The organism is Streptomyces sp. NPDC051576 (genome assembly GCF_040681835.1).
Lineage (GTDB): Bacteria > Actinomycetota > Actinomycetes > Streptomycetales > Streptomycetaceae > Streptomyces.
The window spans coordinates 1-25,321 of record NZ_JBFAZO010000012.1 but is presented as its reverse complement, the minus strand read 5'-3'; the positions used below and the strand labels follow the sequence as shown (position 1 = coordinate 25,321).

The 25,321-nt window shown below is 70.5% G+C and carries 19 protein-coding genes and 2 pseudogenes; 9 read left to right on the top strand and 12 right to left on the bottom strand.

What is annotated here, in order from left to right; translation table 11 throughout:
* Positions 1–251: 251 nt before the first annotated feature.
* From rbsD to AB0M63_RS33590, 6 genes are all read right to left on the bottom strand, one after another.
* A complete protein-coding gene (rbsD, locus tag AB0M63_RS33615) occupies positions 252–641 on the bottom strand; it encodes a D-ribose pyranase (RefSeq protein WP_366022007.1) in 390 nt (129 codons plus the stop codon).
* On the bottom strand, positions 638–1,540 hold the full coding sequence (locus tag AB0M63_RS33610; RefSeq protein WP_366022006.1) for a ribokinase: 903 nt from the start codon (positions 1,538–1,540) through the stop codon (positions 638–640). The genes rbsD and AB0M63_RS33610 overlap by 4 nt, the downstream gene beginning before the upstream one ends.
* A gap of 47 nt (positions 1,541–1,587) precedes the next feature.
* A complete protein-coding gene (locus AB0M63_RS33605; RefSeq protein ID WP_366022005.1) occupies positions 1,588–3,534 on the bottom strand; it encodes a substrate-binding domain-containing protein in 1,947 nt (648 codons plus the stop codon).
* A complete protein-coding gene (locus AB0M63_RS33600) occupies positions 3,524–5,053 on the bottom strand; it encodes a sugar ABC transporter ATP-binding protein (protein ID WP_366022004.1) in 1,530 nt (509 codons plus the stop codon). The genes AB0M63_RS33605 and AB0M63_RS33600 overlap by 11 nt, the downstream gene beginning before the upstream one ends.
* The gene (locus AB0M63_RS33595) at positions 5,050–6,069 is read right to left on the bottom strand and encodes a LacI family DNA-binding transcriptional regulator (protein WP_366022003.1); all 1,020 of its coding nucleotides are present in this window, start codon (positions 6,067–6,069) and stop codon (positions 5,050–5,052) included. Before AB0M63_RS33595 ends, AB0M63_RS33600 begins: the two co-directional genes overlap by 4 nt.
* A 234-nt stretch (positions 6,070–6,303) precedes the next feature.
* The gene (locus AB0M63_RS33590) at positions 6,304–7,743 is read right to left on the bottom strand and encodes a PHB depolymerase family esterase (RefSeq protein WP_366022002.1); all 1,440 of its coding nucleotides are present in this window, start codon (positions 7,741–7,743) and stop codon (positions 6,304–6,306) included.
* 264 nt (positions 7,744–8,007) lie between these two features.
* Here AB0M63_RS33590 and AB0M63_RS33585 point away from each other — a divergent pair, with 264 nt between their 5' ends.
* Positions 8,008–10,254: an ATP-dependent RecD-like DNA helicase gene (locus AB0M63_RS33585; protein WP_366022001.1), complete on the top strand. Its 2,247-nt coding sequence runs from the start codon at positions 8,008–8,010 to the stop codon at positions 10,252–10,254.
* A gap of 180 nt (positions 10,255–10,434) precedes the next feature.
* Complete coding sequence (locus tag AB0M63_RS33580) at positions 10,435–11,724, top strand: citrate synthase (protein ID WP_033287238.1); 1,290 nt, start codon at positions 10,435–10,437, stop codon at positions 11,722–11,724.
* 615 nt (positions 11,725–12,339) lie between these two features.
* Here the strand turns inward: AB0M63_RS33580 and AB0M63_RS33575 are convergent.
* The 3 genes from AB0M63_RS33575 to AB0M63_RS33565 all read right to left on the bottom strand — a co-directional run bounded on the left by AB0M63_RS33575 (position 12,340) and on the right by AB0M63_RS33565 (position 15,970).
* Positions 12,340–14,592 carry a heavy metal translocating P-type ATPase gene (locus AB0M63_RS33575; protein WP_366022000.1) on the bottom strand — a complete coding sequence of 751 codons (2,253 nt, stop codon included), beginning with the start codon at positions 14,590–14,592 and terminating at the stop codon, positions 12,340–12,342.
* Between the two features lie 104 nt (positions 14,593–14,696).
* On the bottom strand, positions 14,697–14,936 hold the full coding sequence (locus AB0M63_RS33570; RefSeq protein ID WP_366021999.1) for a heavy-metal-associated domain-containing protein: 240 nt from the start codon (positions 14,934–14,936) through the stop codon (positions 14,697–14,699).
* An 83-nt stretch (positions 14,937–15,019) separates the two neighbouring features.
* Complete coding sequence (locus AB0M63_RS33565) at positions 15,020–15,970, bottom strand: PrsW family intramembrane metalloprotease (RefSeq protein WP_355920963.1); 951 nt, start codon at positions 15,968–15,970, stop codon at positions 15,020–15,022.
* Positions 15,971–16,031: 61 nt separating this feature from the next.
* Between AB0M63_RS33565 and AB0M63_RS33560 the strand changes: the two genes are divergently transcribed.
* Together AB0M63_RS33560 and AB0M63_RS33555 are read left to right on the top strand one after the other, a co-directional pair.
* Positions 16,032–17,231 carry a cation:proton antiporter gene (locus tag AB0M63_RS33560; protein WP_366021998.1) on the top strand — a complete coding sequence of 400 codons (1,200 nt, stop codon included), beginning with the start codon at positions 16,032–16,034 and terminating at the stop codon, positions 17,229–17,231.
* 54 nt (positions 17,232–17,285) lie between these two features.
* Positions 17,286–18,329, top strand: a complete 1,044-nt coding sequence (locus AB0M63_RS33555) for a zinc-dependent alcohol dehydrogenase family protein (protein WP_366022200.1) — start codon at positions 17,286–17,288, stop codon at positions 18,327–18,329.
* 402 nt (positions 18,330–18,731) lie between these two features.
* Here AB0M63_RS33555 and AB0M63_RS33550 read toward each other — a convergent pair whose 3' ends face one another.
* The 3 genes and pseudogenes from AB0M63_RS33550 to AB0M63_RS33540 form a co-directional block, all read right to left on the bottom strand.
* Positions 18,732–18,932, bottom strand: coding sequence for a MerR family transcriptional regulator (locus AB0M63_RS33550; RefSeq protein ID WP_266461912.1), 201 nt, complete (start codon positions 18,930–18,932; stop codon positions 18,732–18,734).
* A 256-nt stretch (positions 18,933–19,188) separates the two neighbouring features.
* A pseudogene (locus AB0M63_RS33545) lies at positions 19,189–19,340 on the bottom strand (glycosyltransferase family 1 protein); the annotation flags it as partial.
* 131 nt (positions 19,341–19,471) lie between these two features.
* Positions 19,472–20,317, bottom strand: a complete 846-nt coding sequence (locus AB0M63_RS33540; RefSeq protein ID WP_366022199.1) for a helix-turn-helix domain-containing protein — start codon at positions 20,315–20,317, stop codon at positions 19,472–19,474.
* A 342-nt stretch (positions 20,318–20,659) separates the two neighbouring features.
* Here AB0M63_RS33540 and iolC point away from each other — a divergent pair, with 342 nt between their 5' ends.
* From iolC to AB0M63_RS33515, 5 genes and pseudogenes are all read left to right on the top strand, one after another.
* Positions 20,660–21,610, top strand: coding sequence for a 5-dehydro-2-deoxygluconokinase (gene iolC / locus AB0M63_RS33535; RefSeq protein WP_355920957.1), 951 nt, complete (start codon positions 20,660–20,662; stop codon positions 21,608–21,610).
* Positions 21,611–21,675: 65 nt separating this feature from the next.
* Entirely contained in the window at positions 21,676–22,593 is a 918-nt protein-coding gene (locus AB0M63_RS33530; RefSeq protein WP_355921169.1) for a deoxyribose-phosphate aldolase, read from the top strand.
* A 178-nt stretch (positions 22,594–22,771) separates the two neighbouring features.
* A pseudogene (locus tag AB0M63_RS33525) lies at positions 22,772–23,104 on the top strand (5-deoxy-glucuronate isomerase); the annotation flags it as partial.
* Positions 23,105–23,136: 32 nt separating this feature from the next.
* A complete protein-coding gene (iolD, locus tag AB0M63_RS33520; RefSeq protein WP_366021997.1) occupies positions 23,137–25,020 on the top strand; it encodes a 3D-(3,5/4)-trihydroxycyclohexane-1,2-dione acylhydrolase (decyclizing) in 1,884 nt (627 codons plus the stop codon).
* Between the two features lie 14 nt (positions 25,021–25,034).
* Positions 25,035–25,321 (top strand): aldehyde dehydrogenase family protein (locus tag AB0M63_RS33515; RefSeq protein ID WP_366021996.1); only part of this gene is annotated, 287 nt, incomplete at its 3' end.

Below are 25,321 nucleotides of genomic sequence, written 5' to 3'. Positions count from 1 at the left end.
CTACGTCCGCCCCGTTTCACCGGCACCCGGAAGGCGTCTCGGAGAGCGCCGGAAAAAATCTTCGGATGCCGTACAACCCTCCCCGTACTCCGCGGGTCGTACTTGGCATCAGGACTCTTGGAGGGGGATCTGGGGGGATCGCGAGGGGTCCTGATGTTGGAGGGGAATAGCCGAGGGGGCTTGGTCGACGGACCGGGCCCCCTCGAATGTGCCCGGCCCCCGCGCCGACCCGACAGGCCTCAGGTCGTGTCCTAGAAGAACACCCCGCACCGCAACAGCACATTCGCGTACGGCCGCGCCTCGCCCGTCCGTACGACCAGCCGGGCCCCCGCCGACAACTCCTTGAGCCGCTCGTGGGAGACGAGGTCCAGGTCGGGGAAGCGGGCGTCGAGCAGGGCGGTGGCGGCCCGGTTGGCGCCGCGTATCTCGCTCGCCGCCGTCGCCCCCTCCACCACCAGCTCGGCCAGCAGCCCGTCCAGCACCTCCGCGAACGACGGCACCCCGGCCCGGAACGCCAGGTCCACGACCCGGGGGCCGGCCGGGATCGGCATCCCGGCGTCGCACACCAGCACCCCGTCCCCGTGCCCCAACTCGGCCAGCGCACCGGAGAGATGACGGTTGAGGATCCCTGCCTTCTTCACAGCGCGGCGACCTCGTCCGTCGTCGGGTAGGACTCCTGGGCGCCCTTCCGGGTGACGGCCGCCGCCCCGACCCGGGCCGCGTACGCCGCCGCCTCGGCCAGGGACGAACCCGCGCCCAGCTTCCAGGCCAGCGCCGCGGTGAACGCGTCGCCCGCGCCCGTGGTGTCCACGGCGTCGACCTTCACGGACGGCACCCGGGTCACCCCCTCCCGCGAGGCCACCAGCGCGCCCTCCGCGCCCAGCGTCACGACCACCGAACGCGGCCCCTTCGCCAGCAGGATCCGCGCCCAGTCCTCGGGCCGCTCGCTCACACACGCGTCCCCGAGGATCACCTTCGCCTCGTGCTCGTTGACGATCAACGGGTCGCAGGCCGCCAGGACTTCGGACGGCAGCGGCCGGGGCGGCGACGGGTTCAGCACGAACCGGCTCCCGGGCGCCAGACTCCGTACGACCTCCACGACCGTCTCCAGCGGGATCTCCAACTGCACGGAGACCACCCGGGAGGCGTGGAAGAGACACGCGGCGGCCTGGATGTCGACGGGGAACAGCTTTCCGTTGGCCCCCGGCGACACCACGATGCTGTTGTCCCCTGACGGGTCCACCGTGATCAGCGCGACCCCGGTGGGCGCCCCGCCGACCAGCACCCCCACCGTGTCGACACCGGCCGCCCGCTGCGAGTCGAGCAGCAGCCGGCCGTACGCGTCGTCGCCGACCCGGGCCAGCAGGACCGTACGGGCACCCAACCGGGCGGCGGCGACCGCCTGGTTGGCGCCCTTGCCGCCGGGGTGGACGGCCAGGTCGGAACCGAGCACCGTCTCACCGGCGCCCGGCCGCCGCTCGACGCCGATCACGAGGTCGGCGTTGGCCGATCCCACGACCAGGAGGTCGTAGTCGTACATCAATTGACTCCCCACAGTGGTGACTTGGCATGGTGCCTTTACCGCTGTCAGCCGGTGAACCCGGCCACGTTCTCCTTCGTGACCACCTTCACCGGCACCTTCACCGTCGACTCCACCTTCTTGCCCTGAGCCGCGCGCAGGGCGTTGTCCACGGCGATTTTGCCCAACTGGCTCGGCTGCTGTGCCACGGACGCGTACAGGGTGCCCTGCTTCACGGCGGTCAGGCCGTCGGGGGTGCCGTCGAAACCGACCACCGAGACCGACTTGCCGGCCTTGGAGCCGAGTGCCTTGATCGCGCCGAGGGCCATCTCGTCGTTGGCCGCGATCACGCCCTGGACGTCGGGGTGGGCCTGGAGCAGGTTCGACATCACGTCGAGGCCCTTGGTGCGGTCGAAGTCGGCGGGCTGCTGGGCGAGGAGCTGGATGCCGGGGTAGGCCTTCAGCCCCTTGGCGAAGCCCTCGGCCCGCTCCCGCGCGGCCGAAGTACCCGCCTGGCCCTGGAGGATGACGATCTTGCCGGTGCCGCCGAGCTTCTCGGCGATCGTCTTGGCGGCGAGTTCACCACCGGCGATGTTGTCGGAGGCGACCAGCGTGTCCACGGCCGCCTTGTTGACGCCCCGGTCCACCGCGATGACCGGGATCTTCGCCTTGTCTGCGGCCTTCACGGAGTTGCTCGCCGCGTCCGAGTCCACCGGGTTGACGATGATCGCGCCGTAGCTGGAACTGGTGAAGTTCTGGAGCTGGTTGGCCTGTTGGGACGCGTCGTTCTGGGCGTCGGTGACCGTCAGCTCCAGGCCCAGCCGCTTCGCCTCGGCCTGCGCGCCCGAGCGGATCTGCACGAAGAACGGGTTGTTGAGCGTGGAGAGGGACAGCCCGACCTTGGGCTTGCCGGCCGTAGCGGAGTCGTTGTGCAGGAAGGAGGTCGCGCCCACGATCGCCACGGTGACCACGGCCGCCAGCGCGTACGTCGTCGCCTGCTTGCCCCTGACACCACCGGAGGCGCCGGAGACGGGAGTCGCGCCCGCCTTGCGCCGCACGGTGTCCAGAAGGACGGCCAGCGCGATGACGACACCGATGACGACCTGCTGCCAGAACGCGGACACGGAAAGGAGGTTGAGGCCGTTGCGCAGCACCGCCAGGATCAGCGCGCCGATCAGGGTGCCGGACGCCTTGCCGGTGCCGCCCGCGAGCGAGGCGCCGCCGATGACGACCGCGGCGATCGCGTCCAGCTCGTAGCCGTCGGCGGCCTGCGGCTGCGCCGAGGAGAGCCGGGAGGCGAGGACGATGCCCGCGGCGGCGGCGAAGACACCGGACAGGGCGTAGATCGCGAGCTTCTGCTTGGAGACGCGCAACCCCGAGAGGCGCGCGGCCTCCTCGTTGCCGCCGATCGCATACATCGAGCGGCCGATGTAGGTCCGGCCGAGCACGAAGGCCGCGATCAGGCCCATCACGATCATCACCAGGACCGGCACCGGCAGCCAGCCGCCGAGCGTGTCGCCGAGGTGCGAGACCGAGTCGGGGAAGGCGATCGGGGAGCCCTGCGAGATCACCAGCGACAGCCCGCGCGCCACCGACAGCATCGCCAACGTCGCGATGAACGGCGGCAGTTTGCCGTAGGCGATGAGGAAGCCGTTGACCAGGCCGGCCGCGATGCCGGTGGCGATCGCGAGGATGACGGCGAGGACGACCGGGACGCCGTGCTGGGTGGCGCTCCAGGCCAGGACCGTGGCCGACAGGGCCGCCACCGAGCCCACCGACAGGTCGATGCCCGCCGAGACGATCACGAAGGTGACGCCGAAGGCGAGGATCGCGGTCACGGCCGCCTGGACGCCGACGTTGAGGAGGTTGTCGGTGGTCAGGAAGTCGCCGGACAGCGCCGACATGGCGACGACGAGGACGATGAGCGCGGTCAACGCCCCGTTGTCCAGCAGCAGTCGGCGGATTCCCGAGGCGCCACTCGCGCCCGTCGTGCCCTTGAGCGTGTCAGTGGCCACGGTGGCCCTCCACAGCGGTAGTTGCCTGGTTCGGTGTACTGACGGCGAGTGCCATCACGGAGTCCTGCGTCGCCTCGGCGGCCGTCAACTCGCCCGCTATCCGGCCCTGTGCCATGACCAGCACCCGGTCGCTCATGCCGAGGACCTCGGGCAGATCGCTGGAGATCATCAGGACGGCGGCGCCGGCGGCGGTGAGTTCGTTGACGAGCTGGTAGATCTCGACCTTGGCGCCGACGTCGATCCCACGGGTCGGCTCGTCCAGGATCAGCACCTTGGTGTCGGCGAGCAGCCACTTGCCGATGACGACCTTCTGCTGGTTGCCACCGGACAACGTCCGTACCTGCTGGCCGAGTCCGGCCATCCGGACGCCCAACTGCCCGGCGATCCGCGCGGCTTGCTCGCGCTGCCCCTTGAGGTCGACGAGCCCGCCGTGGGTGGCGGCCCGCATGGTGACGAGCCCGAGGTTCTCCGCCACCGACTGGTCGAGCACGAGCCCCTGGCCCTTGCGGTCCTCGGGCACCAGCCCGATCCCGGCCGCCATGGCCGCGTTGACGTCGTGCCCGCGCAGTGCGGAGCCGGCGACCTTCACGGCCCCCTTGTCGTACGGATCGGCCCCGAAGACCGCCCGTACGACCTCGGTGCGGCCCGCACCGACCAGCCCGGCGATACCGACGACCTCACCGGCCCGCACCTCGAAGCTGATGTCGTGGAAGACCCCGTCCCGGGTGAGCCCCTCGACGGTGAGCAACGCGGCCCCGGCGTCGGCCCGTTCACGCGGGTACTGCTGCTCGATGGACCGCCCCACCATGAGCCGCACGAGCTCGTCCTCGGGCGTGGAGGCAGGCACCTGCCCGACGCTCTTCCCGTCCCGGATGACGGTGACCCGGTCCCCGAGGGCGGCGATCTCGTCGAGGTGATGGGTGATGAAGACGATCCCGACGCCGTCCGCGCGCAGTTGGCGCACGATGACGAAGAGCTTCTCGACCTCCTCGGAGGTGAGGACGGCGGTCGGCTCGTCCATGATCAGCACGCGTGCGTTCAGGCTGAGCGCCTTCGCGATCTCGACCATCTGGAGGCGTGCGATGCCGAGTTCACGGACACGCGCGCGTGGCGACACGTTCACGCCGACGCGCTCCAGGAGGACGGCGGCCTCGGCCTCCATCCGCTTCCGGTCGATCATCCCGAGGCGGCGCGGCTGCCGTCCCAGGAAGATGTTCTCGGCGACCGTCAGATCGGGAACGAGGTTGAACTCCTGGTAGATGGTGGCGATCCCGAGGTGCGCGGAGTCCTGCGCACTGTGGATGCGCACCTCCTCGCCACCGGCCAGGATGCGTCCGCCGTCGGGGCGGTAGGCGCCGGAGAGCATCTTGATGAGGGTGCTCTTGCCGGCGCCGTTCTCACCGAGCAGCACATGGACCTCGCCCCGGCGCAGATCGAAGTCGACGCCGTCCAGCGCGACCACACCGGGGAAGGTTTTCCGAATGCCTTCGATGCGCAGCAACTCGTCCGGGTCGCTCACGACGTGCTCCTTTGCACAGGGGATACCGGCTCGCCGCACGAGCGGCGCACGACGAGCCGGGCGGGAAGGGTGACGGACCGCGGGGCCCGCCCCTCGATCCGGTCGACCAGGGCGCGCACGGCGGCCCGCCCCAACTCGCCGGTGGGCTGGGCGATCGCGGTGATCGGCGGATCGGTGTGCACGAACCAGCGGATGTCGTCGAACGCGGCCAGTGCGAGATCCTCGGGAACCCGCAGCCCACGCGCGCGTACGGCGTCCAGGGCGCCCAGTGCCATCAGGTTGTCGGCGGCGAACACGACCTCGGGCGGCTCGGGCAGATCGAGGAAGCCCTCGGTGACCCGCCGTCCGCTCTCGGCCTGGAAGTCGCCCTGCCCGATGTAGGCGTCGGGGAGCGGGATGCCGTACTCGGCGAGCGCGTCCCGGAAGGCGGCGACGCGCTCACTGCCGGTCGTGGTGGCGGCGGGGCCCCCGATGATGGCGAGCCTGCGATGCCCGAGCCCGTGCAGATGCGCGACGAGGTCCCGGATGGCGGCCCGTCCGTCGGCCCGCACGACGGGCACGTCCACGCCCGGGATCCACCGGTCCACGAACACCATCGGCGTCCCCGCGCGGGCGGCGTCCAGCATCCCGGGGGAGCCGCCGTCGGTGGGGGACACGAGCAGTCCGTCGATACGACGGTCCAGCAGCGTCCGTACGTGGTGGTCCTGCAACTCGGGCCGCTCGTCGGCGTTCCCGATGATGACGCTGTAGCCGAGCGCGCGGGCCTCCTCCTCGACGGAGCGGGCCAGCTCGGTGAAGTAGGGGTTCATCACATCGCTGATGACCAGCCCGAGGGTGCGGGTCTGGTCGGTGCGCAGCGAGCGGGCGACGGCGTTCGGGCGGTAGCCCAGCGCCCCGACGGCGGCCAGCACGCGCGTGCGTGCGTCGTCGCTGACCGACGGATGGTCGTTCAGGACCCGCGACACCGTGGCGACGGAGACCCCCGCCCGGGCAGCGACGTCCTTGATGCTTGCCATCGCCGGTCCACCTCCTCGTGGAATCGATTACACGACCTCGTGTACGGAGGATTGGAATCGATTACATGAGGGTGGGGCAAGGGGTCGGGGGCGGCCGAGATGCAATCGTGACGGGGCGGGGTGCGCTGGCGTGATCTCGCCGGGCGGGGCTGCGGCCACGCACGCGGCGGACGCGGCCCGTGCCGACTACGAGGCGCACTGCCCCCCCACAACGCAATAGGGGGCGGGCAGGTCTCAGCCGGACTGCCGCATGATCCAGTCGCGGATGCCCGGGATCGTGTACGCGATGTGCCAGGTGCCCATGTGCGCGCTCGTGCCGGAGCCGGACTTCACGGTCGTACCGGCCTGGAAGGAGGCGTAGTTGACCGGGGCCTTCTGCTTCTCCAGGCTGCGCACGTCCGCGGCGAACTGCGCGGAGGTGGACTGCCCGTCCCACACCGCGGTGCCGACCTTCGTGCCCTCGGCCTTGATGACCTTGGTGATGGCGTTCTCGCCGGAGTAGGACTTGTCGTCGTCCTGGGAGACGACGATCCACAGCTTCTTCTCGGCGAGCGGCTTGGCCTGGCCGGACGGCCACTGCCCGGCGACGACGAAGGAGGCGGCGAACAGATCGGGGTACTTGATGTTCAGGCCGACCGTCATCATCGCGCCCATCGACTGGCCGGTGGCGTAGAGCCGCTTGGAGTCGATGCTGTACTTCTTCGTCACCGCCTTGACGAGGTTCGCGGTGGCGTCGAACAGGGGCGACGGCTTGTAGGTGTCGTCGACCACGACCGAGCCGTACTCGGGCGCCAGGACGAACGACTCGTGCCGGGCCTGGTCCGTGGTACTGGCCCAGCACACCGCGCCGAGCCCCTGCACCAGGGGCCCTTCGGTCGCGACGTTGACCACGCTCGCGTCGTGCATGAACAGCACCAGCGGGTAGCTCTTGCCCGGGTCGTAGCCCTTCGGGACGAACAGGTTGTACTTCAGGGTCTGGCCGGTCGCGGGATCGTGGTACGAGAACTGCTTGAAGTCGTCGACGATCAGGTTGATCACCTTGCTGGTGGTCAGCGTCGTGCTGTCGGCCGCGTAGCGGGTCCCGTCGGCGGTGGTGACGGTGCCCTTCTGGGTCAGCGTGGCCTTCGCCGCGACGATCGTTCCGCCCGGTGTGCTGTCGCCGACCTTCGGCCCGCCCTCGCCCACACCGCCACCGCCGCTGCTCGAAGCACTCGCGGACGGGCTGGACGCGCTGCTCGCGCTGCTCGTGGAGCTCTTGGAGCTCGACACGCCGGCGGAGCCGCTCGGGCCGGTGCCGGAGCCCTGCTGGGTCACCCAGAGCGCCGCCGCCGTGTCGTCGGGGGACAGCTCGACGATGACGTAGCGGCCGTCCCGGCCCTTCTCGGCGAGTGCGGCCCTGGTGTTCGCGTAGACCTTCGTGACCTTGCGGTCGGTGACGTCGAACGTCGAGGTCGACAGGGACGCGGTGTCGATGGCGCGGTCGTACTCGACCGCCACCGCGACGAGCTTCTGACCGTCGCCGAAGACCTGGGTGATCGCGGTGGCGTTCAGGACGCGATCGGTCTTCGGACTCGCCTCGTCCGGGTCCGCCGCCGCGCTGTAGACCGCACCGCCGACCGCGGCCAGCGTTCCGGCCGCCGCGGCTCCGGCGATGAACGTGCGCCTCTCCACCACTGCTCGCTCCTTCGTCGATGACGAGTGATCGTCGCTTCCGGCTCGGCCCGGTTCCGTCGGCCGACTCCAGGATCAGATTGCGACGTTACGAAGGCAAGTTGGCAAAGAGCTGTGAAAAAACCGTCAGGAATAGCCTTTTGCCCAGGTGAGGGGTCGATGAGTCCCGAAGTTTGTTAGCGAAGGCACATGTGGGAACGAGTCGCAACGCGGGCGGCTGTCCACACCCGGAATCCCCCTGTCAGACCCCGGCTGTAGCGTCGGACCATGTCGAATCTGGCGGTCCTCGAAGGCGTCCTGGAGCGCATCACGTACGCCAACGAGGAGAACGGCTACACGGTCGCCCGTGTCGACACCGGCCGGGGCGGCGGTGACCTCCTCACGGTCGTCGGCTCGCTGCTCGGTGCCCAGGCCGGTGAGTCCCTGCGCATGGAGGGCCGTTGGGGCTCGCATCCGCAGTACGGCAAGCAGTTCACCGTGGAGAACTACACGACGGTCCTCCCCGCCACCATCCAGGGCATCCGCCGCTATCTCGGCTCGGGCCTCGTCAAGGGCATCGGCCCCGTCTTCGCCGACCGCATCACCCAGCACTTCGGCGTCGACACCCTCCGGATCATCGAGGAGGAGCCCAAGCGGCTGATCGAGGTCCCGGGGCTCGGCCCCAAGCGCACCAAGAAGATCGCCGACGCCTGGGAGGAACAGAAGGCGATCAAGGAGGTCATGCTCTTCCTCCAGAGCGTCGAGGTGTCCACCTCCATCGCCGTCCGCATCTACAAGAAGTACGGCGACGCCTCCATCTCCGTCGTGAAGAACCAGCCGTACCGCCTCGCCTCCGACGTCTGGGGCATCGGCTTCCTCACCGCCGACCGGATCGCCCAGTCGGTCGGCATCCCGCACGACAGCCCGGAGCGCGTCAAGGCGGGCCTCCAGTACGCCCTTTCGCAGGCCACCGACCAGGGCAACTGCTACCTCCCCGAGGAACGCCTGATCGCCGACGCGGTGAAGCTGCTCCAGGTCGACACCGGCCTTGTCATCGAGTGCCTCGCCGAACTCGCCCTGCCGGACGAGGAGTCGGGCGACCCCGGCGTCGTACGGGAGAAGGTCCCCGGCCCCGACGGCGACGCGGAGCCCGTCACCGCCGTCTACCTCGTCCCCTTCCACCGCGCCGAACTCTCCCTCGCCGCCCAGCTGCGCCGCCTGCTGCGCACGGAGGCGGACCGGATGCCCGCCTTCCACGACGTGGCCTGGGACAAGGCGCTGGGCTGGCTGAAGGGGCGTACGGGCGTGGAGCTGGCCCCCGAGCAGGAGGCCGCCGTCCGGCTCGCGCTGACGAAGAAGGTCGCGGTCCTCACCGGCGGCCCCGGCTGCGGCAAGTCGTTCACCGTCAGGTCCATCGTGGAGCTGGCCAGGGCCCGTAAGGCCAAGGTCGTCCTCGCCGCCCCGACCGGCCGGGCCGCCAAGCGCCTCGCGGAACTCACCGGCGCCGAGGCGTCGACCGTCCACCGCCTGCTGGAACTCAAGCCCGGCGGCGACGCGGCCTACGACAAGGACCGCCCCCTGGACGCGGACCTGGTCGTGGTCGACGAGGCCTCCATGCTCGACCTCCTCCTCGCCAACAAGCTGGTCAAGGCCGTGCCCCCAGGAGCTCACCTCCTCTTCGTCGGAGACGTGGACCAGCTCCCCAGCGTCGGCGCCGGCGAGGTGCTGCGGGACCTGCTGGCCGAGGGCGGCCCGATCCCGGCCGTACGCCTCACCCGCGTCTTCCGCCAGGCCCAGCAGTCGGGCGTGGTGACCAACGCGCACCGGATCAACTCCGGGCAGCATCCGCTCACGGACGGCATGAAGGACTTCTTCCTCTTCGTCGAGGACGACACGGAGGAGGCCGGCCGGCTCACCGTCGATGTGGCGGCACGGCGGATTCCGGCCAAGTTCGGGCTCGACCCGCGCCGGGACGTCCAGGTGCTCGCGCCCATGCACCGGGGGCCGGCGGGCGCGGGCAACCTCAACGGACTGCTCCAGCAGGCGATCACGCCCGGCCGCCCCGACCTGGCGGAGAAGCGGTTCGGCGGCCGGGTCTTCCGGGTCGGCGACAAGGTCACCCAGATCCGCAACAACTACGAGAAGGGTGAGAACGGCGTCTTCAACGGCACGGTAGGCGTCGTCACCTCACTCGACCCGGTGGACCAGCGCCTCACCGTGCTGACGGACGAGGACGAGGAGGTGCCGTACGACTTCGACGAACTGGACGAACTGGCGCACGCCTACGCGGTGACCATCCACCGCTCCCAGGGCAGCGAGTACCCGGCCGTGGTGATCCCGGTGACCACGAGCGCGTGGACGATGCTCCAGCGGAACCTGCTGTATACGGCCGTGACCCGGGCCAAACAGCTGGTCGTGCTGGTCGGTTCGCGCAAGGCGGTCGGGCAGGCGGTGCGGACGGTGTCGGCGGGCCGGCGCTGCACGGCACTGGACTTCAGACTGAGCGTAAAAAATGATCGATCAAATGAGTCGTGAAGGTCACACAGCACTTCCAGATGCAGGGGTGGAGGGGGCAGGATGAACAGGTTGGCGGCACTGAGTGCCGCCAATAGGCCCAATGGTCGACCCCGAGTGCACTCTCCTGCGCCAAATGGGGGATGGTAGAGACAGTCAGGGCAACCTCGAAGAAGAGGCACAACGTCGGTGAGGGATGACGTGAGCGACAACTCTGTAGTACTGCGGTACGGCGACGGCGAGTACACCTACCCGGTGATCGACAGCACCGTCGGCGACAAGGGCTTCGACATCGGGAAGCTCCGTGCCCAGACCGGTCTGGTGACGCTGGACAGCGGTTATGGGAACACCGCCGCCTATAAATCCGCCATCACCTACCTCGACGGTGAGCAGGGCATCCTCCGGTACCGCGGCTACCCGATCGAGCAGCTGGCCGAGCGCTCCACGTTCGTGGAGGTCGCCTACCTGCTGATCAACGGCGAGCTGCCGACCGTCGACGAGCTCACCGTGTTCAAGAACGACATCACGCAGCACACCCTGCTGCACGAGGACGTCAAGAACTTCTACAAGGGCTTCCCGCGCGACGCCCACCCGATGGCGATGCTGTCGTCGGTCGTCTCGGCGCTGTCCACCTTCTACCAGGACAGCCACAACCCGTTCGACGAGAAGCAGCGCAACCTCTCCACGATCCGGCTGCTCGCCAAGCTTCCGACGATCGCGGCGTACGCGTACAAGAAGTCGATCGGCCACCCCTTCGTCTACCCGCGCAACGACCTCGGCTACGTCGAGAACTTCCTGCGCATGACCTTCTCCGTCCCGGCCCAGGAGTACGACCTCGACCCGGTCGTCGTCTCCGCGCTGGACAAGCTGCTGATCCTGCACGCGGACCACGAGCAGAACTGCTCGACCTCCACGGTCCGCCTGGTCGGCTCCTCGCAGGCCAACATGTTCGCCTCGATCTCGGCCGGCATCAACGCGCTGTGGGGCCCGCTGCACGGCGGCGCCAACCAGTCGGTCCTGGAGATGCTGGAAGGCATCCAGGCCAACGGCGGCGATGTCGACTCCTTCATCCGCAAGGTGAAGAACAAGGAGGACGGCGTCCGCCTGATGGGCTTCGGCCACCGGGTGTACAAGTCCTTCGACCCGCGCGCCAAGATCATCAAGGCTGCCGCGCACGACGTCCTCTCGGCCCTCGGCAAGTCCGACGAGCTGCTGGACATCGCGCTCAAGCTCGAAGAGCACGCGCTGTCCGACGACTACTTCGTCTCGCGCAACCTCTACCCGAACGTCGACTTCTACACCGGCCTGATCTACCGGGCCATGGGCTTCCCGACCGAGATGTTCACGGTCCTGTTCGCCCTGGGCCGCCTCCCGGGCTGGATCGCCCAGTGGCACGAGATGATCAAGGAGCCCGGCTCCCGCATCGGCCGCCCGCGCCAGATCTACACGGGCGTGGTCGAGCGCGACTTCGTGCCGGTGGAAGGTCGTTGATCCAGGCGCGGAAGGCCTGAGGTCAAAGAAGAAGGCGCCCTGCCGACGGTCCCCCCACGGGCCGGCGTACAGGGCGCCTTCCCATGTCCCGGTGCGGATTCCCCCCACGGGATCCGGCCGGGCGCCTTTGAGAGACAGCGCCTGAATCGCTGTTGAGCCGAAGCCCGATCGGACCGAGGTCAGATCGAGCCGAGGCTCGTTGAGCAGAACGAGCAAAACTCCTCGTACTACTGGGTGGTGCCAGTGATGTGTGCGGTTGGCCGGGACATCGCACGTCGGGAGGGCCGCTCAAAGCTCCCCGGTTGTACGTGTCCCGGCAACGCATCTCTGAGGAAGTCCCCCAAGACATCCTCAGATGCCAGTTCGCGCCCCCCAAGACGCTTACTGACATCGTCAACTTAGACCTTCGAACCCCTTCGATGGTTACGTTCACATCACTGTGATCTGCGTCTCTTGCATATGTCCCTTAGGTACGCAAGAGCCCCGATGTCGTGGTCGGGACCCCAGCGTAAGGATGATGCGCGAGCCTTGTGAAGAGCTTATGTGAGGCCGTCTTCTGTCTCTAGGGGGACTCTTGCTTCAGGTTCCCGTAACTCCCGGTAACTTTGCGGGTCTTCAGCGAAATGTCCGAAGTCGCAGGCTGTTGGAGATCACGAAGACCGAGGAGAAGGCCATCGCGGCGCCCGCGATCATGGGGTTCAGCATGCCCGCGGCGGCCAGCGGAAGCGCCGCCACGTTGTATCCGAAGGCCCATACGAGGTTGCCCTTGATGGTGCCGAGCGTCCTGCGGGACAGCCGGATCGCGTCCGCGGCCACCCGCAGGTCCCCGCGCACCAGCGTCAGATCGCTCGCCTCGATCGCCGCGTCCGTCCCGGTGCCCATCGCGAGACCCAGGTCCGCGGTGGCCAGCGCGGCGGCGTCGTTGACCCCGTCGCCCACCATGGCGACGGTCCGCCCCTCGCCCCGCAACCGCCGTACGACGTCGACCTTGTCCTCGGGCAGCACCTCGGCGATGACCTGGTCGATGCCGACCGCCGCCGCCACGGCCTCCGCGACCGCGCGGTTGTCGCCGGTCAGCAGCACCGGCGTGAGCCCGAGCGCGCGCAGCTCCCGTACGGCCTCGGCGCTGGTCTCCTTGATCGCGTCGGCGACCGCGACGACTCCGCGCGCCGCTCCGTCCCAGCCGATCACCACGGCCGTACGGCCGCCGCTCTCGGCCTCGGACCTGGCCCGGGCCAACTCCTCCGGGAGAGCGTCGAAGAGGCGTCCTACGGCGACCTCGTGGCCTTCCACGCGCCCGCGTACGCCGCGCCCCGGCACGTTCTCGAAGTGCTCGACCTGGGGGAGCGCGCCGACGCGCTGTTCCGCGCCCGCCGCCACGGCCCGGGCGACGGGGTGCTCGGAGGCGTGCTCCAGGGCGCCCGCGAGCCGCAGCAACTCCCGCTCGTCGGTGCCCTCGGCGGCGTGGACCTCCTGGAGGGTCATACGCCCGGTGGTGATCGTGCCGGTCTTGTCGAGGACGACGGTGTCGACCCGGCGGGTGGACTCCAGGACCTCGGGGCCCTTGATGAGGATGCCGAGCTGGGCGCCGCGGCCGGTGCCGACCATGAGGGCGGTCGGGGTGGCCAGGCCCAGCGCGCACGGGCAGGCGATGATCAGCACGGCGACGGCCGCGGTGAACGCGGCGGCCGTGTCGCCGGTGACCGCGAGCCACACGCCGAACGTGCCGAGCGCGATCAGCAGCACCACCGGCACGAAGACCCCGGAGATCCGGTCCGCGAGCCGCTGCGCCTCGGCCTTGCCGTTCTGCGCGTCCTCCACCAGCCGCGCCATCCGCGCGAGTTGGGTGTCGGAGCCGACCCGGCTCGCCGCTACGACGAGCCGCCCGCCGGCGTTCACGGTCGCGCCGGTGACGGTGTCACCCGGTGCCACGTCCACCGGCACCGACTCGCCGGTCAGCATCGACGCGTCGACCGCCGAGACGCCCTCGACCACGGTGCCGTCGGTCGCGATCTTCTCCCCGGGCCGTACGACGAACCGGTCCCCGACCGCCAACTCGGCCACGGGAAGCCGCACTTCACGCCCGTCCCGCAGCACTGCCACGTCCTTGGCGCCCAACTCCATGAGCGCGCGCAGGGCCGCTCCCGCGCGGCGCTTGGAGCGGGCCTCCAGATAGCGGCCCAGCAGGATCAACGCGACGACTCCGGCGGCCACTTCGAGGTAGAGCGTCGAGGCGCCGTCCGTGCGCGAGACGGTGAGGCGGAACTCGTCGTGCATGCCCGTCATGCCCGCGTCGCCCCAGAACAGCGCCCACAGCGACCAGCCGAACGCGGCCAGTGTGCCGACGGAGACGAGGGTGTCCATGGTGGCGGCGCCGTGCCGGGCGTTGGTGAACGCGGCCCGGTGGAGCGGGAGTCCGCCCCAGACCACGACGGGCGCGGCGAGCGTGAGCGCGAGCCACTGCCAGTTGTCGAACTGGAGGGCCGGGACCATCGAGAGCAGCACGACGGGCAGGGCGAGGAGGGCGGAGACGGTCAACCGCTCGCGCAGGGAGGCGAGTTCGGGATCGTCGTCGGGGGCCGTCCGTGTCTCGGGTTCCGGCGGTGCGGGTTCCTCTGCGGTGTACCCGGTCTTCTCCACGGTCGCGATGAGGTCGGCGACCTGGACGATGCCCGCCGGGTAGCTGACCTTCGCCTTCTCGGTCGCGTAGTTGACCGTGGCGCTGACGCCGTCCATGCGGTTGAGCTTCTTCTCGACGCGGGCCGCGCAGGAGGCGCAGGTCATCCCGCCGATGAGCAGCTCGACCTCGGCCGCTGCGGGGGCCGCGGCTATCGGGGTCGTGGAGGTTTCTGCGGTGGTGCTGGTCATGTCCGGACTCCAGACATCGGACCGGACCATGCGGAGCCAGTATCAGCTGGTCGGCACGGCCCGGTCGGAAACAGAAGCGTCGTACGAATGCCGACTGGTACCGCTCAGGCCTGGCCGGCGAGCTCGAAACCGGCCTCGTCGACGGCCGCGCGGACCGCCTCGTCGTCGAGCGGGGCGGCGGACACGACGGTGACCTCGCCGGTCGAGGCGACGGCCTTCACCGAGGTGACGCCGGGCAGTGCGGAGATCTCGCCGGAGACGGAGCCCTCGCAGTGTCCGCAGCTCATCCCGCTCACCTTGTAGACGGTGGTGACGGAACCCTGGGTGTCGGTCTGGGAGGTCATGTCGTTCTCCTCGGGGAGGCGTGTGGAGGCGGTTGGGGTCGGAGTGGCCCACGGTGGCTCATCCGGTACTCCACACTATACCCCTAGGGGGTATTTCTCCAAGAGGGGTCGCGGCGGGCCAGCGACCGTACCCAGCCGACGCCGAGCAGGGCCACGAGCACCAGGCCGCCCACCGAGAACATCGTGAACAGATGCTCCTGCTGGTCGGTCGGCGTCGGGATGTACCCCTGTCCGAACAACCGTCTGTCCAGGCCGGCGCCCGACAGTCGCGCCACCAGCCAGATCGCGATGCCGTGCGTCGAGTCCCACAGCGCGTGCAGCAGCGAGACACCGAGGTATGTGCCGACGACCGGGCCGGTGAAGCGGAAGCGCCCGTTCAACTGCCGGTAGGAGAGCAGGACGGCACCCGCGACCGCCGTCCACAGGCCGTGCCCGAAGGGCGCGAGGACCCCGCGCAGGATCTCCGTCTCCAGCAGCGCCCGCAGATCGATGCCCTTCGCGGAGACGGCCGCGTTGAACGCGTACCCCGCGCTCTCCAGCGCCGCGAAACCGAAGCCGACCGTCGCGCCGAGCACCAGACCGGCGCGGATCCCGTGCAGCCGGGGCTGCCGGCGCAGCACGAACATCAGCGCCCCCAGTTTCACGGCCTCCTCGATCAGCCCGACGCCGACGAACATCCACAGCGAGGGATGCAGCAGGTAGTACTCCATCACCGAGGCGCCCAGCACCCCGAGCGTGCCGCCGGTCAGGAAGCAGCCGAGGATCACGCTGACGCCCAGATCGCGCCCATGCCGCTCGTACGCCCACAGCACGAAGGTCACCGGAACCAGGAAGCTGCCGAGCAGGATCAGCGTCGGCAGCAGTGTGGTGTTCCGCGTCGCGTACGTGACCAGCGCGGTCAGCCCCCACAGTGCCAGCCCGCCGCCCAGACAGTGCTTCCACCGGCCGGTACGGATCTGGGGGTACGTCGGCGGCGGCTGCTGGGGCCCGGGGATACGGGCCCGGGGCGCGCCGGGCGGCGGAGAGTAGGTCACGGCAAATCCCCTCGTACTCCTACAGGGCAGATTTACCGGCACTTTATGGTAGATACGCCTCATGTCGCAGTCCGGGACGCTCATCCTGATCATGGCCATCGCCGTACTGGCACCCCTGCTGGCCTACGGGATCGGCAGGTGGCTACCGGTCCCGCTGGTCATCTTCGAGATCCTGCTGGGCATCCTCGTCGGCCCCGACGTACTCGGCTGGGCGGGCGACGGACAGGTGATCGACACCCTCTCCGACCTCGGTCTGACGATGCTGATCTTCCTCGCCGGGTACGAGATCGAGTTCGACCGGATCCGGGGGGACACCCTCAGCCGCTCGGTGCGCGCCTGGCTGATCTCCCTGGCCGCCGGCCTCGCCCTGGCCACCGTCCTCACCGACTGGTCCAGGGGCGTCTATGTCGGTACGGCCCTCACCAGCACCGCCCTCGGCACGGTCCTGCCGGTGCTGCGCGACGCCGGGGACCTGCACTCGCGTTTCGGCTCCGTGATGATGGCGTTCGGCGCGGTGGGGGAGTTCGGGCCGGTCATCGCCATGGCGCTGCTCCTCAGCGGGCGCGCGCCCGGCCGCTCCACGGCACTGCTCGCCGCGTTCGCGCTGCTCACCGCGGGCGCGGTGTGGTGGGCGCTGCGCCCGCGTCCCCCGTGGTTCTCCCGGGTCGTCGCCAAGACCCTGCACAGCAGCGGCCAGTTCGCCGTACGGTTCGTGGTCTTCCTCCTCGCCGTGATGCTGGGCATCTCCCAGGCCCTCGGCCTCGACACCCTCCTCGGCGCCTTCGCCGCGGGGCTGATCACCCGGCTGGTGCTGCACGGGGCGGTGCCGCGCAGCGCGGGCTCGGTCCTGGAGAAGGTCGAGGCGATGGGATTCGGCTTCCTGGTACCGGTGTTCTTCGTGGTCACCGGCATCGAGTTCGACCTCGACGCCCTCCTCTCCGGCGGCCACGCCCTGCTCCTCCTCCCGGTGTTCCTGGCGCTGTTCCTCCTCGTCCGCGGCCTTCCGGTCTACGTCCTCGCCCCACGCGATCTCCTACGACAGGACCGGCGCGCCCTCACCCTCCTCGCCTCCACCGCGCTGCCCCTGGTCGTCGCCATCACCACGATCGGGGTCGACGACAAGGTCCTGCGGACGGCGGACGCGGCCGCGCTGGTGGGGGCGGCGATGGTGTCGGTGCTGGTGTTTCCGCTGGTCGCGTTGCGGTTGCGGGGCGAGCGGGTACGGGGGGACGGGGTGGCCGAGGGGGCCGAGTCCTGGTGAGGGGCGCAAGGGGTCACGATGGACCCGCAGACCGTGACGACGATGGGAGCACACATGCGAGCGGTGGTCTTCGAGCGGTTCGGTGACCCGGCCGAGGTCCGTGAGGTGCCCGATCCCCATCCCGCCGCCCACGGAGTGGTCGTACGGGTCGAGGCCACCGGCCTCTGCCGCAGCGACTGGCACGGCTGGCAGGGCCACGACCCCGACATCACGCTGCCGCACGTACCGGGGCATGAACTCGCCGGTGTCGTGGAGGCGGTGGGCGCCCGGGTGACGGGATGGCACCCCGGCGACCGCGTCACCGTCCCCTTCGTCTGCGCCTGCGGAACATGCGCGGCCTGCGCGGCCGGCGACCAGCAGGTGTGCGAGCGCCAGACCCAGCCCGGCTTTACGCACTGGGGTTCCTTCGCCCAGTACGTGGCGCTGGACCACGCCGATGTGAACCTGGTCGCGATACCGGAGGAGATGTCCTTCGCGACGGCGGCCTCGCTCGGCTGCCGGTTCGCCACGGCGTTCCGCGCGGTGGTGCAGCGGGGCCGGGTCGCGGCGGGGGAGTGGGTCGCGGTGCACGGCTGCGGGGGAGTCGGTCTGTCCGCGGTGATGATCGCGGCGGCCTCGGGGGCCCGGGTGGTCGCCGTCGACGTCTCGCCCCAAGCACTGGACCTGGCAAGGAAGTTCGGGGCGGCGGAGTGCGTGAACGGCGCGAGCGTCCCGGACACGGCCCAGGCGGTACGCGAACTGACGGGCGGCGGCGCCCACTTGTCCCTGGACGCCCTGGGCTCACCGACGACCTGCGCCGCCTCGGTCAACGGCCTGCGCCGCCGGGGCCGCCACATCCAGGTGGGCCTCCTCCCGTCCCCCTCCGGCACGACCCCGGTCCCCATGGCCCGCGCGCTCGCCCTGGAGCTGGACCTCCTCGGCAGCCACGGCATGGCGGCCCACACCTACCCACCGATGCTGGAACTGGTCCACGCCGGTGTGCTCCGCCCCGACCTCCTGGCCACCTCCACGATCACCCTGGACGCGACCCCGACGGCACTGGCCGCGATGGGGACGGCGCCGGGGGCGGGGGTGACGGTCATCGAGCCGTGGAGCTGAACCCGGCCTTCTGACGCACCCGCCGGGTCCGGTGGGTGTGGCCGTAGACCTCCAACTGGAGGTGATGCGAGTCCAGTTGATCGAAGCTGTAGCCGACGATCAAGTGGGCGTCTCTGTGTCGATGTCCCGGCTATGGGGGGCGGTGACGGCGAGGTCGAGGCGGCCGGTCCGGGACGCGCACCGGAACGCGGTCGCTCCGGTGTTGGTCGGATCCAAGTCCCGAAGACGCGGCGGACGACCTCCGGGTCCTGGATCAACTGCCCGATGCCGTCGGCGTTTCGACCTGGCGAAGGCGAAGCCGAAGGGGCGGCGATCGGCCCCACCGGCAACCGAATTGACCGCCCGCTCGCCAAGCGACCGACGCGGCCCCGGACCCCGGCACCGCGTCCACGCCCCCTCTGCTCAGTCCTCCCTGCGCCCCCGGTTGCCCGGCCGGGAGGCGACCCACGCTCGGACCGTGTCCGCGTACCAGTACGGCTTGCCGCTCTCCACGTGGTCGGGCGGGGGGAGCAGGCCGTGCTTGCGGTAGGAGCGGACGGTGTCGGGCTGGACCTTGATGTGGGCCGCGATTTCCTTGTACGACCAGAGCCGTCGGTCGGTCATGAGTGCACCTCCCCGCGCGCGCCGCGGCGGCGGCCGGGGGCGGCCGTCGGGGGAGCCGTGCGCTGCGCTGGCGATCACAAAGCCTTTGCCCGCTCAACGACACAGAGTGAGGAACGGGAAGCGGCTGTGGACCGGGTGTGACGCAAGACCCGCGTACACGCGACATGTGTGACACGAGGGGGGCTTTTGTGACACAGGTGACGCAAAGGCGCACGCTGGCGTACGGGCGCGGCGCGTTGACATCGCACGCGAAGTGGTCGGAGACGTGACCGAGGAAGGTGACCGGCAACCCGCGCTCCCGCGCCCGCTGTTCGAGCCGGGCCCGCAGCGGCCCGCCCCGGCGACCACGAGGACCGCCCGCCGCCCGCGCCGTACCAGCGCCTCCAGGGCGTCGAGCGCCGTGCCGGGGTGCGCAGCAAGGTGGGCCGGACCCGCTGCGCCGGGCCCGGCCCACCGGCTCCCCGCATCCCCCCGGGCCCGACGACCCACCGGAGGCCTGCGCATCCCCAGGGATCACCGGGCCAGGTGATCAGCCTGCATCAGCGCGCCCGGCCGGTCTTGGAGAAATCCGCACCGCGACCGGGAGCGAGCAGCAGACTCGTCGCCTCGCCCGTCATCCGGTCCCCGGCCGGCATCCCGCTCCGCGCTCCCGGCGGAGCCACCCTGGCCACCGTGAACTGCCCAGGCGTACACCCGGTCATCGCCTTGAACTCGCCGCTGAGATGCGCCTGGTCGTAGAAGCCGCAGACCGCCGCCGTCTCCGCCTGACTCCGGCCGGAGGCGAGGAGCCGCCGGGCCCGCTGCAACCTCAGGACCCGTGCCGCGACCTTGGGGCCGAGCCCGATCTGCTCCCGGAAACGGTTCTCCAACTGCCTTACACTCCAGCCCACTTCGTCGGCCAGCCGGGGCACCGGCATCGCGCCCCAGGTCCGCACCAGCTCCGACCAGGCCCGCACTACCCGCGTCGAACTCGGCACACCGGCCGCCGACCAGCGGGTGAACACGTCGTCCAGCAGCCCGAATCGGGCGGTCCAGGTCGGCAACGCGGCGAGCGCGGCGGCCAGTTCACCGATGCCGGCCCAGCGGCGGTCGAGCTCGTGGGGCAGTTCGTCGGGGTCCACCACCCGGTCGGCCAGCTCGTGCTGAGCCGTGCCGAACAGCGTGAACGCGGCCCACGGCGTCAGCAGCACCTCGACCCCCGCGAGCCGCCCGCTGTGCTCACCGAGCGCCGCGGTGGTCGTAGGCCCGCAGAACACCGACCCCAAGGTCGCCGGCGCCCGCCCCACCCGCGAGATCCGCACGGACCCCTCGAACCCGAGCAGCAGCGTCGCCGCCCCGATGGGGGCCTCCAGCCGGGCCCGGGGCCGCGCCAGGGCGAGCCGCATCCCGCGATAACTGATCACCCCGGGCCGCAGCCGGGGATGCGGCGACCCGAGCACGGTCTCCCAGGACCCGCCGGGCCCGTCTCCGGTACGGACGCGCACGGAAGCAGACATCCGGCCATCGTCCTACGGGTCGTGGCGCCCCGATAGGGGTGTGGGGCCGCAGCGATCCGGACCGTCCGACCGCAAGCCCTTACCGTGAAGGTGTCCAGGTCTGGTCCGTATGTCTGGACAAAACATTGACAGGGCTCGGGGGGCGGGGCTACAAACCGGAGAGAGCCGAAACGAAGCCGCTTCGCGTCCGGGCCCCAGGGAGCCCGGACGCGCGGGCGCGAAGGGAAGTCGATGGCGTACGACCTGATCACCATGGGGCGGATAGGGGTGGACCTCTATCCGCTGCAGACGGGCGTGCCGCTGCCCCAGGTGACGACCTTCGGGAAGTTCCTCGGCGGCTCGGCGACGAACGTCGCGGTCGCCGCCGCCCGGCTGGGCCGCGAGACGGCGGTGATCACGCGCACCGGCGACGACCCCTTCGGCACCTATCTGCACGAGGCGCTGCGCGACTTCGGCGTCGACGACCGCTGGGTCACCCCGGTTCCCGGACTGCCGACCCCGGTCACCTTCTGCGAGGTCTTCCCGCCGGACGACTTCCCGCTGTACTTCTACCGGCAGCCCAAGGCCCCGGACCTGGAGATCGACGCCCACGACCTCGACCTGGACGCGATCCACGAGGCCCGCATCTTCTGGATCACCGGCACCGGCCTGAGCGAGGAGCCCAGCCGCACGGCCACGCTCGCGGCCCTCGCGCACCGCGCCAAGTCCGGGACGACGGTCTTCGACCTCGACTGGCGCCCGATGTTCTGGGCCGATCCGAGTGCGGCCCGCCCCTTCTACGAGGAGGCCCTGCGGCACACCACCGTCGCCGTCGGCAACCTCGACGAGGTGGAGGTCGCCACCGGCGTACGCGAACCGCACGCAGCCGCCCGCGCGCTGCTGGACGCCGGTGTCGAACTCGCCGTCGTCAAGCAGGGCCCCAAGGGTGTCCTCGCGGTCAACCGGGACGGCGAGTCGGCCGAGGTGCCCCCGCTGCCCGTCAACGTCCTCAACGGACTCGGCGCCGGCGATGCCTTCGGCGGCTCCCTCTGCCACGGTCTGCTGGCCGGCTGGGACCTGGAGAAGATCATGCGGCACGCCAACGCGGCCGGGGCGATCGTCGCCTCGCGCCTGGAGTGCTCCTCCGCGATGCCCACGGCCACCGAGGTCGAGGACGCGATCGCAGCCGGAGCGGTCCTGTGAGGGCCGGCCGCGTCGCGGGCGCCGAACACGAGCACGAACACGAGGGCGGGGACGGCCTCGTCGGTCTGCCGGGCCCCTCCGGTCACGAGGGCGGCACCGGCCCCCGCGTCGACATCTCCGAGCTCGTCCGGGTCCGCACCCGGCACCCCGAGGCGATCGCCGAGGCCGCCGCCCGACGGGTCCGTCGGCCGCTGCTCAACGAGGCCGGCCGGCTGATGATCGTCGCCGCCGACCACCCGGCGCGCGGCGCGCTCGGCGTCGGCGACCGCAGGTTCGCCATGGCCAACCGCGCCGAACTCCTCGAACGCCTCTGCCTCGCGCTGTCCCGGCCCGGCGTCGACGGCGTCCTCGCCACCGCCGACATCCTGGACGACCTGCTCCTCCTCGGCGCCCTCGACGGCAAGGTCGTCATGGGCTCGATGAACCGCGGCGGCCTCCAGGGCGCCCGCTTCGAACTCGACGACCGCTTCACCGGCCACCGCGCCCAGGACATCGAGCGGCTCCGCTTCGACGCGGGCAAACTGCTGCTGCGCATCGACTACGACGACCCGGGCTCCCTCACCACCCTGGAGTCCACCGCCCGTGCGATCGACGACATGGCGGCCCGCCGACTCCCGCTGTTCGTCGAGCCGTTCATCAGCCGCCGCACCGACGAGGGGAAGCTGCGGAACGACCTGTCCGCCGAGGCCGTCACCAAGTCGATCGCCATCGCCTCGGGCCTGGGCGGCACGTCGGCCTACACCTGGCTGAAGCTGCCCGTCACCGAGAACCCGGACGACATGGCCCAGGTCATGGAGACCTCCACGCTCCCGGCCGTGCTGCTCGGCGGCGAGGTCGGCGACGACCAGGACGGCGCCTACGAGAAGTGGCGCGGCGCCCTCCAACTCCCCACCGTCCGCGGCCTGGTGGTCGGCCGCTCGCTGCTCTACCCGCCGGACGGAGATGTGGCCGCCGCCGTCGACACCGCCGTAGGCCTGCTGTGAGGGCCGCCTGATGACGACCGCCGTGCTAGGGCCTGTTGCGAAAGTTCCGCCTGCCCGGCGACGCCCGGCACGTACTCTCGCCGCACCGGGCCCAAACCCAAGTACGTCCAGTACGAGGGTCTGGGCCCGGCACGCCGAGAGCACGCACCGGACGCCGCCGGGCCCGCCCTTCGGGCGGACGACGGGACTTTCGCAACAGGCCCTAGTGCTCGGCGGTGGATGTACCGTGCGAATTGCGGACGAAGAGTTCCAACTCCCGGGCAGGGAAAGTGTGTTCGCCGAGGTCACCGGCCTCGCCTACACACCCCGTGACGCCCGGGCTCAGATCGCCTCCGGCGCGGGAGGCCGCTTCGCCCTGGCAGGAGCGAAGTGCGAGCGACGACTCCCCGCTCGCTACGGCCCCGCGCCGGAGGTTCCGGTGGAACAGCACGACAGCGGCACCCGAGGGGTCCCGAACGGTTTCGGCCGTCGGCGCGTATTCCCCTCCCATGAGGGCGGATCCGACGTCCTCACGGACCACGTAGAAAGCACAGAGGGTTACCGATGACCTCAACGACGAGGCTGACGGTCGCGCAGGCGCTCGTACGGTTCCTGTCCGCGCAGTACACCGAACGGGACGGTGTACGGCGGCGGTTGATCGAGGCGACCTGGGGCATCTTCGGCCACGGCAACGTGGCCGGACTCGGCCAGGCGCTCATCGAGTACGCCGACGACATGCCCTACCACCAGGGCCGTAACGAACAGTCCATGGTGCACGCGGCGGTCGGCTACGCACGCCAGTCGAACCGCCTCTCGGCGCACGCCGTCACGACCTCGATCGGTCCGGGCGCGACCAACCTCGTCACCGGCGCCGCGCTCGCCACGATCAACCACCTCCCGGTGCTGCTCCTCCCCGGTGACACCTTCGCGACCCGTACCGCCGACCCGGTGCTCCAGCAGCTCGAAGTCCCGTACGCGGGCGATGTGTCGGTCAACGACTGTCTGCGCCCGGTGTCGAAGTACTTCGACCGGATCACCCGGCCCGAGGCGCTGATCCCCGCCGCCCTGAACGCCATGCGCGTGCTCACCGACCCCGTCGAGACCGGCGCAGTGACCCTCGCGCTCCCGCAGGACGTCCAGGCCGAGGCGTACGACTGGCCGGACGAGTTCTTCGCCGAACGCACCTGGTCCGTACGGCGACCGGGCGCCGACCCGGCCGAACTCGCCGAAGCCGTAAGGGCGATTCGGGCCGCGCAGCGCCCGCTGATCGTCGCGGGCGGCGGAGTCCACCACAGCCGCGCCGAGGCCGCCCTCGCCGAACTGGCCGCCGCCACCGGCATCCCGGTCGCCTCCACCCAGGCCGGCAAGGGCTCCCTGCGCCACGACCACCCGCAGGACGTCGGCGGCATCGGCCACACCGGCACCGCCACCGCCGACGAACTCGCCCGGCTGGCCGACCTGGTGATCGGCGTCGGCACCCGCTACACCGACTTCACCACCGCCTCCGGCACCCTCTTCGAGCGCCCCGGCGTCCGCTTCCTCAACCTCAACATCGCTGCCTACGACGGCCACAAGCTCGCCGGTCAGCCGCTGATCGCGGACGCCCGCAGCGGACTGACCGCGCTGGCACGGGAGTTGGGCCCGCACGAGTACCGGGTCGCGCCGTCCTACATCGCCGAGTACCGCGAGGACAAGGAGCGTTGGGAGCAGCGCGTCGACGCCTGCTACGAGGCCGAGGAGCCCGACGTACGCCCCACGCAGCCCCAAGTCCTGGGCGCGCTGGACGAGATCGTCGACGAGTCGGACATCCTGATCAACGCGGCCGGTTCCCTCCCCGGCGATCTGCACAAGCTGTGGCGGACGCGCTCGGTCGACCAGTACCACCTGGAGTACGGCTACTCCTGCATGGGCTACGAGATTCCGGCCGCGATCGGCGTGAAGCTGGCCGCCCCGGACCGGCCGGTGTGGGCGCTGGTCGGCGACGGCACCTACCTGATGATGCCGACGGAGATCGTGACCGCCGTCCAGGAGGGCATCGCGATCAAGGTGCTGCTCATACAGAACCACGGGTACGCGTCCATAGGCGGCCTGTCGGAGTCGGTGGGCGGCGAGCGCTTCGGCACGGCCTACCGCTACCAGGCCGACGACGGCACCTACACCGGCCGCCCGCTGCCCGTCGACCTCGCCGCCAACGCGGCCAGCCTCGGTATGCGCGTGCTGCGCGCCAAGACGGTCAGTGACCTGCGTGAGGCGCTCGCGGCGGCGCGGGACGCCGACACTCCCACATGTGTCTACGTGGAGACCGAAACCGCAGACACAGTGTCGGGCGCGCCCCCGGCGCAGGCCTGGTGGGATGTACCTGTGGCCGAGACCGCGACCCGGTCGTCCGCGGTCAAGGCACGTGAGCTGTACGAACGGCACGTCTCCACCCGACGCCGCCATCTGTGAAGGAGTATCTGGGCATGACGAAGATCGTCAACCACTGGATCGGCGGCAAGACCGTCGAAGGCGCCTCGGGCAACTACGGGCCGGTCACCGACCCGGCGACCGGCGCGGTCACCACGAAGGTCGCCTTCGCGTCGGTCGACGAGGTCGACGCGGCGGTCGCCGCGGCCAAGGACGCCTACGCGACCTGGGGCACCTCGTCCCTCGCGAAGCGGACGACGATCCTCTTCAAGTTCCGCGCGCTCCTGGACGCCAACCGGGACGCGATCGCCGAGCTGATCACCGCCGAGCACGGCAAGGTGCA

Coding starts and splice junctions, on each gene's coding strand:
- AB0M63_RS33610 (WP_366022006.1), bottom strand. CDS start 1,540: ATGTACGACTACGACCTCCTGGTCGTGGGATCGGCCAACGCCGACCTC.
- AB0M63_RS33595 (WP_366022003.1), bottom strand. CDS start 6,069: ATGGCAAGCATCAAGGACGTCGCTGCCCGGGCGGGGGTCTCCGTCGCC.
- AB0M63_RS33585 (WP_366022001.1), top strand. CDS start 8,008: ATGTCGAATCTGGCGGTCCTCGAAGGCGTCCTGGAGCGCATCACGTAC.
- AB0M63_RS33575 (WP_366022000.1), bottom strand. CDS start 14,592: ATGACCAGCACCACCGCAGAAACCTCCACGACCCCGATAGCCGCGGCC.
- AB0M63_RS33570 (WP_366021999.1), bottom strand. CDS start 14,936: ATGACCTCCCAGACCGACACCCAGGGTTCCGTCACCACCGTCTACAAG.
- AB0M63_RS33560 (WP_366021998.1), top strand. CDS start 16,032: ATGTCGCAGTCCGGGACGCTCATCCTGATCATGGCCATCGCCGTACTG.
- AB0M63_RS33555 (WP_366022200.1), top strand. CDS start 17,286: ATGCGAGCGGTGGTCTTCGAGCGGTTCGGTGACCCGGCCGAGGTCCGT.
- AB0M63_RS33550 (WP_266461912.1), bottom strand. CDS start 18,932: ATGACCGACCGACGGCTCTGGTCGTACAAGGAAATCGCGGCCCACATC.
- AB0M63_RS33540 (WP_366022199.1), bottom strand. CDS start 20,317: ATGCGGCTCGCCCTGGCGCGGCCCCGGGCCCGGCTGGAGGCCCCCATC.
- iolC (WP_355920957.1), top strand. CDS start 20,660: ATGGCGTACGACCTGATCACCATGGGGCGGATAGGGGTGGACCTCTAT.
- iolD (WP_366021997.1), top strand. CDS start 23,137: ATGACCTCAACGACGAGGCTGACGGTCGCGCAGGCGCTCGTACGGTTC.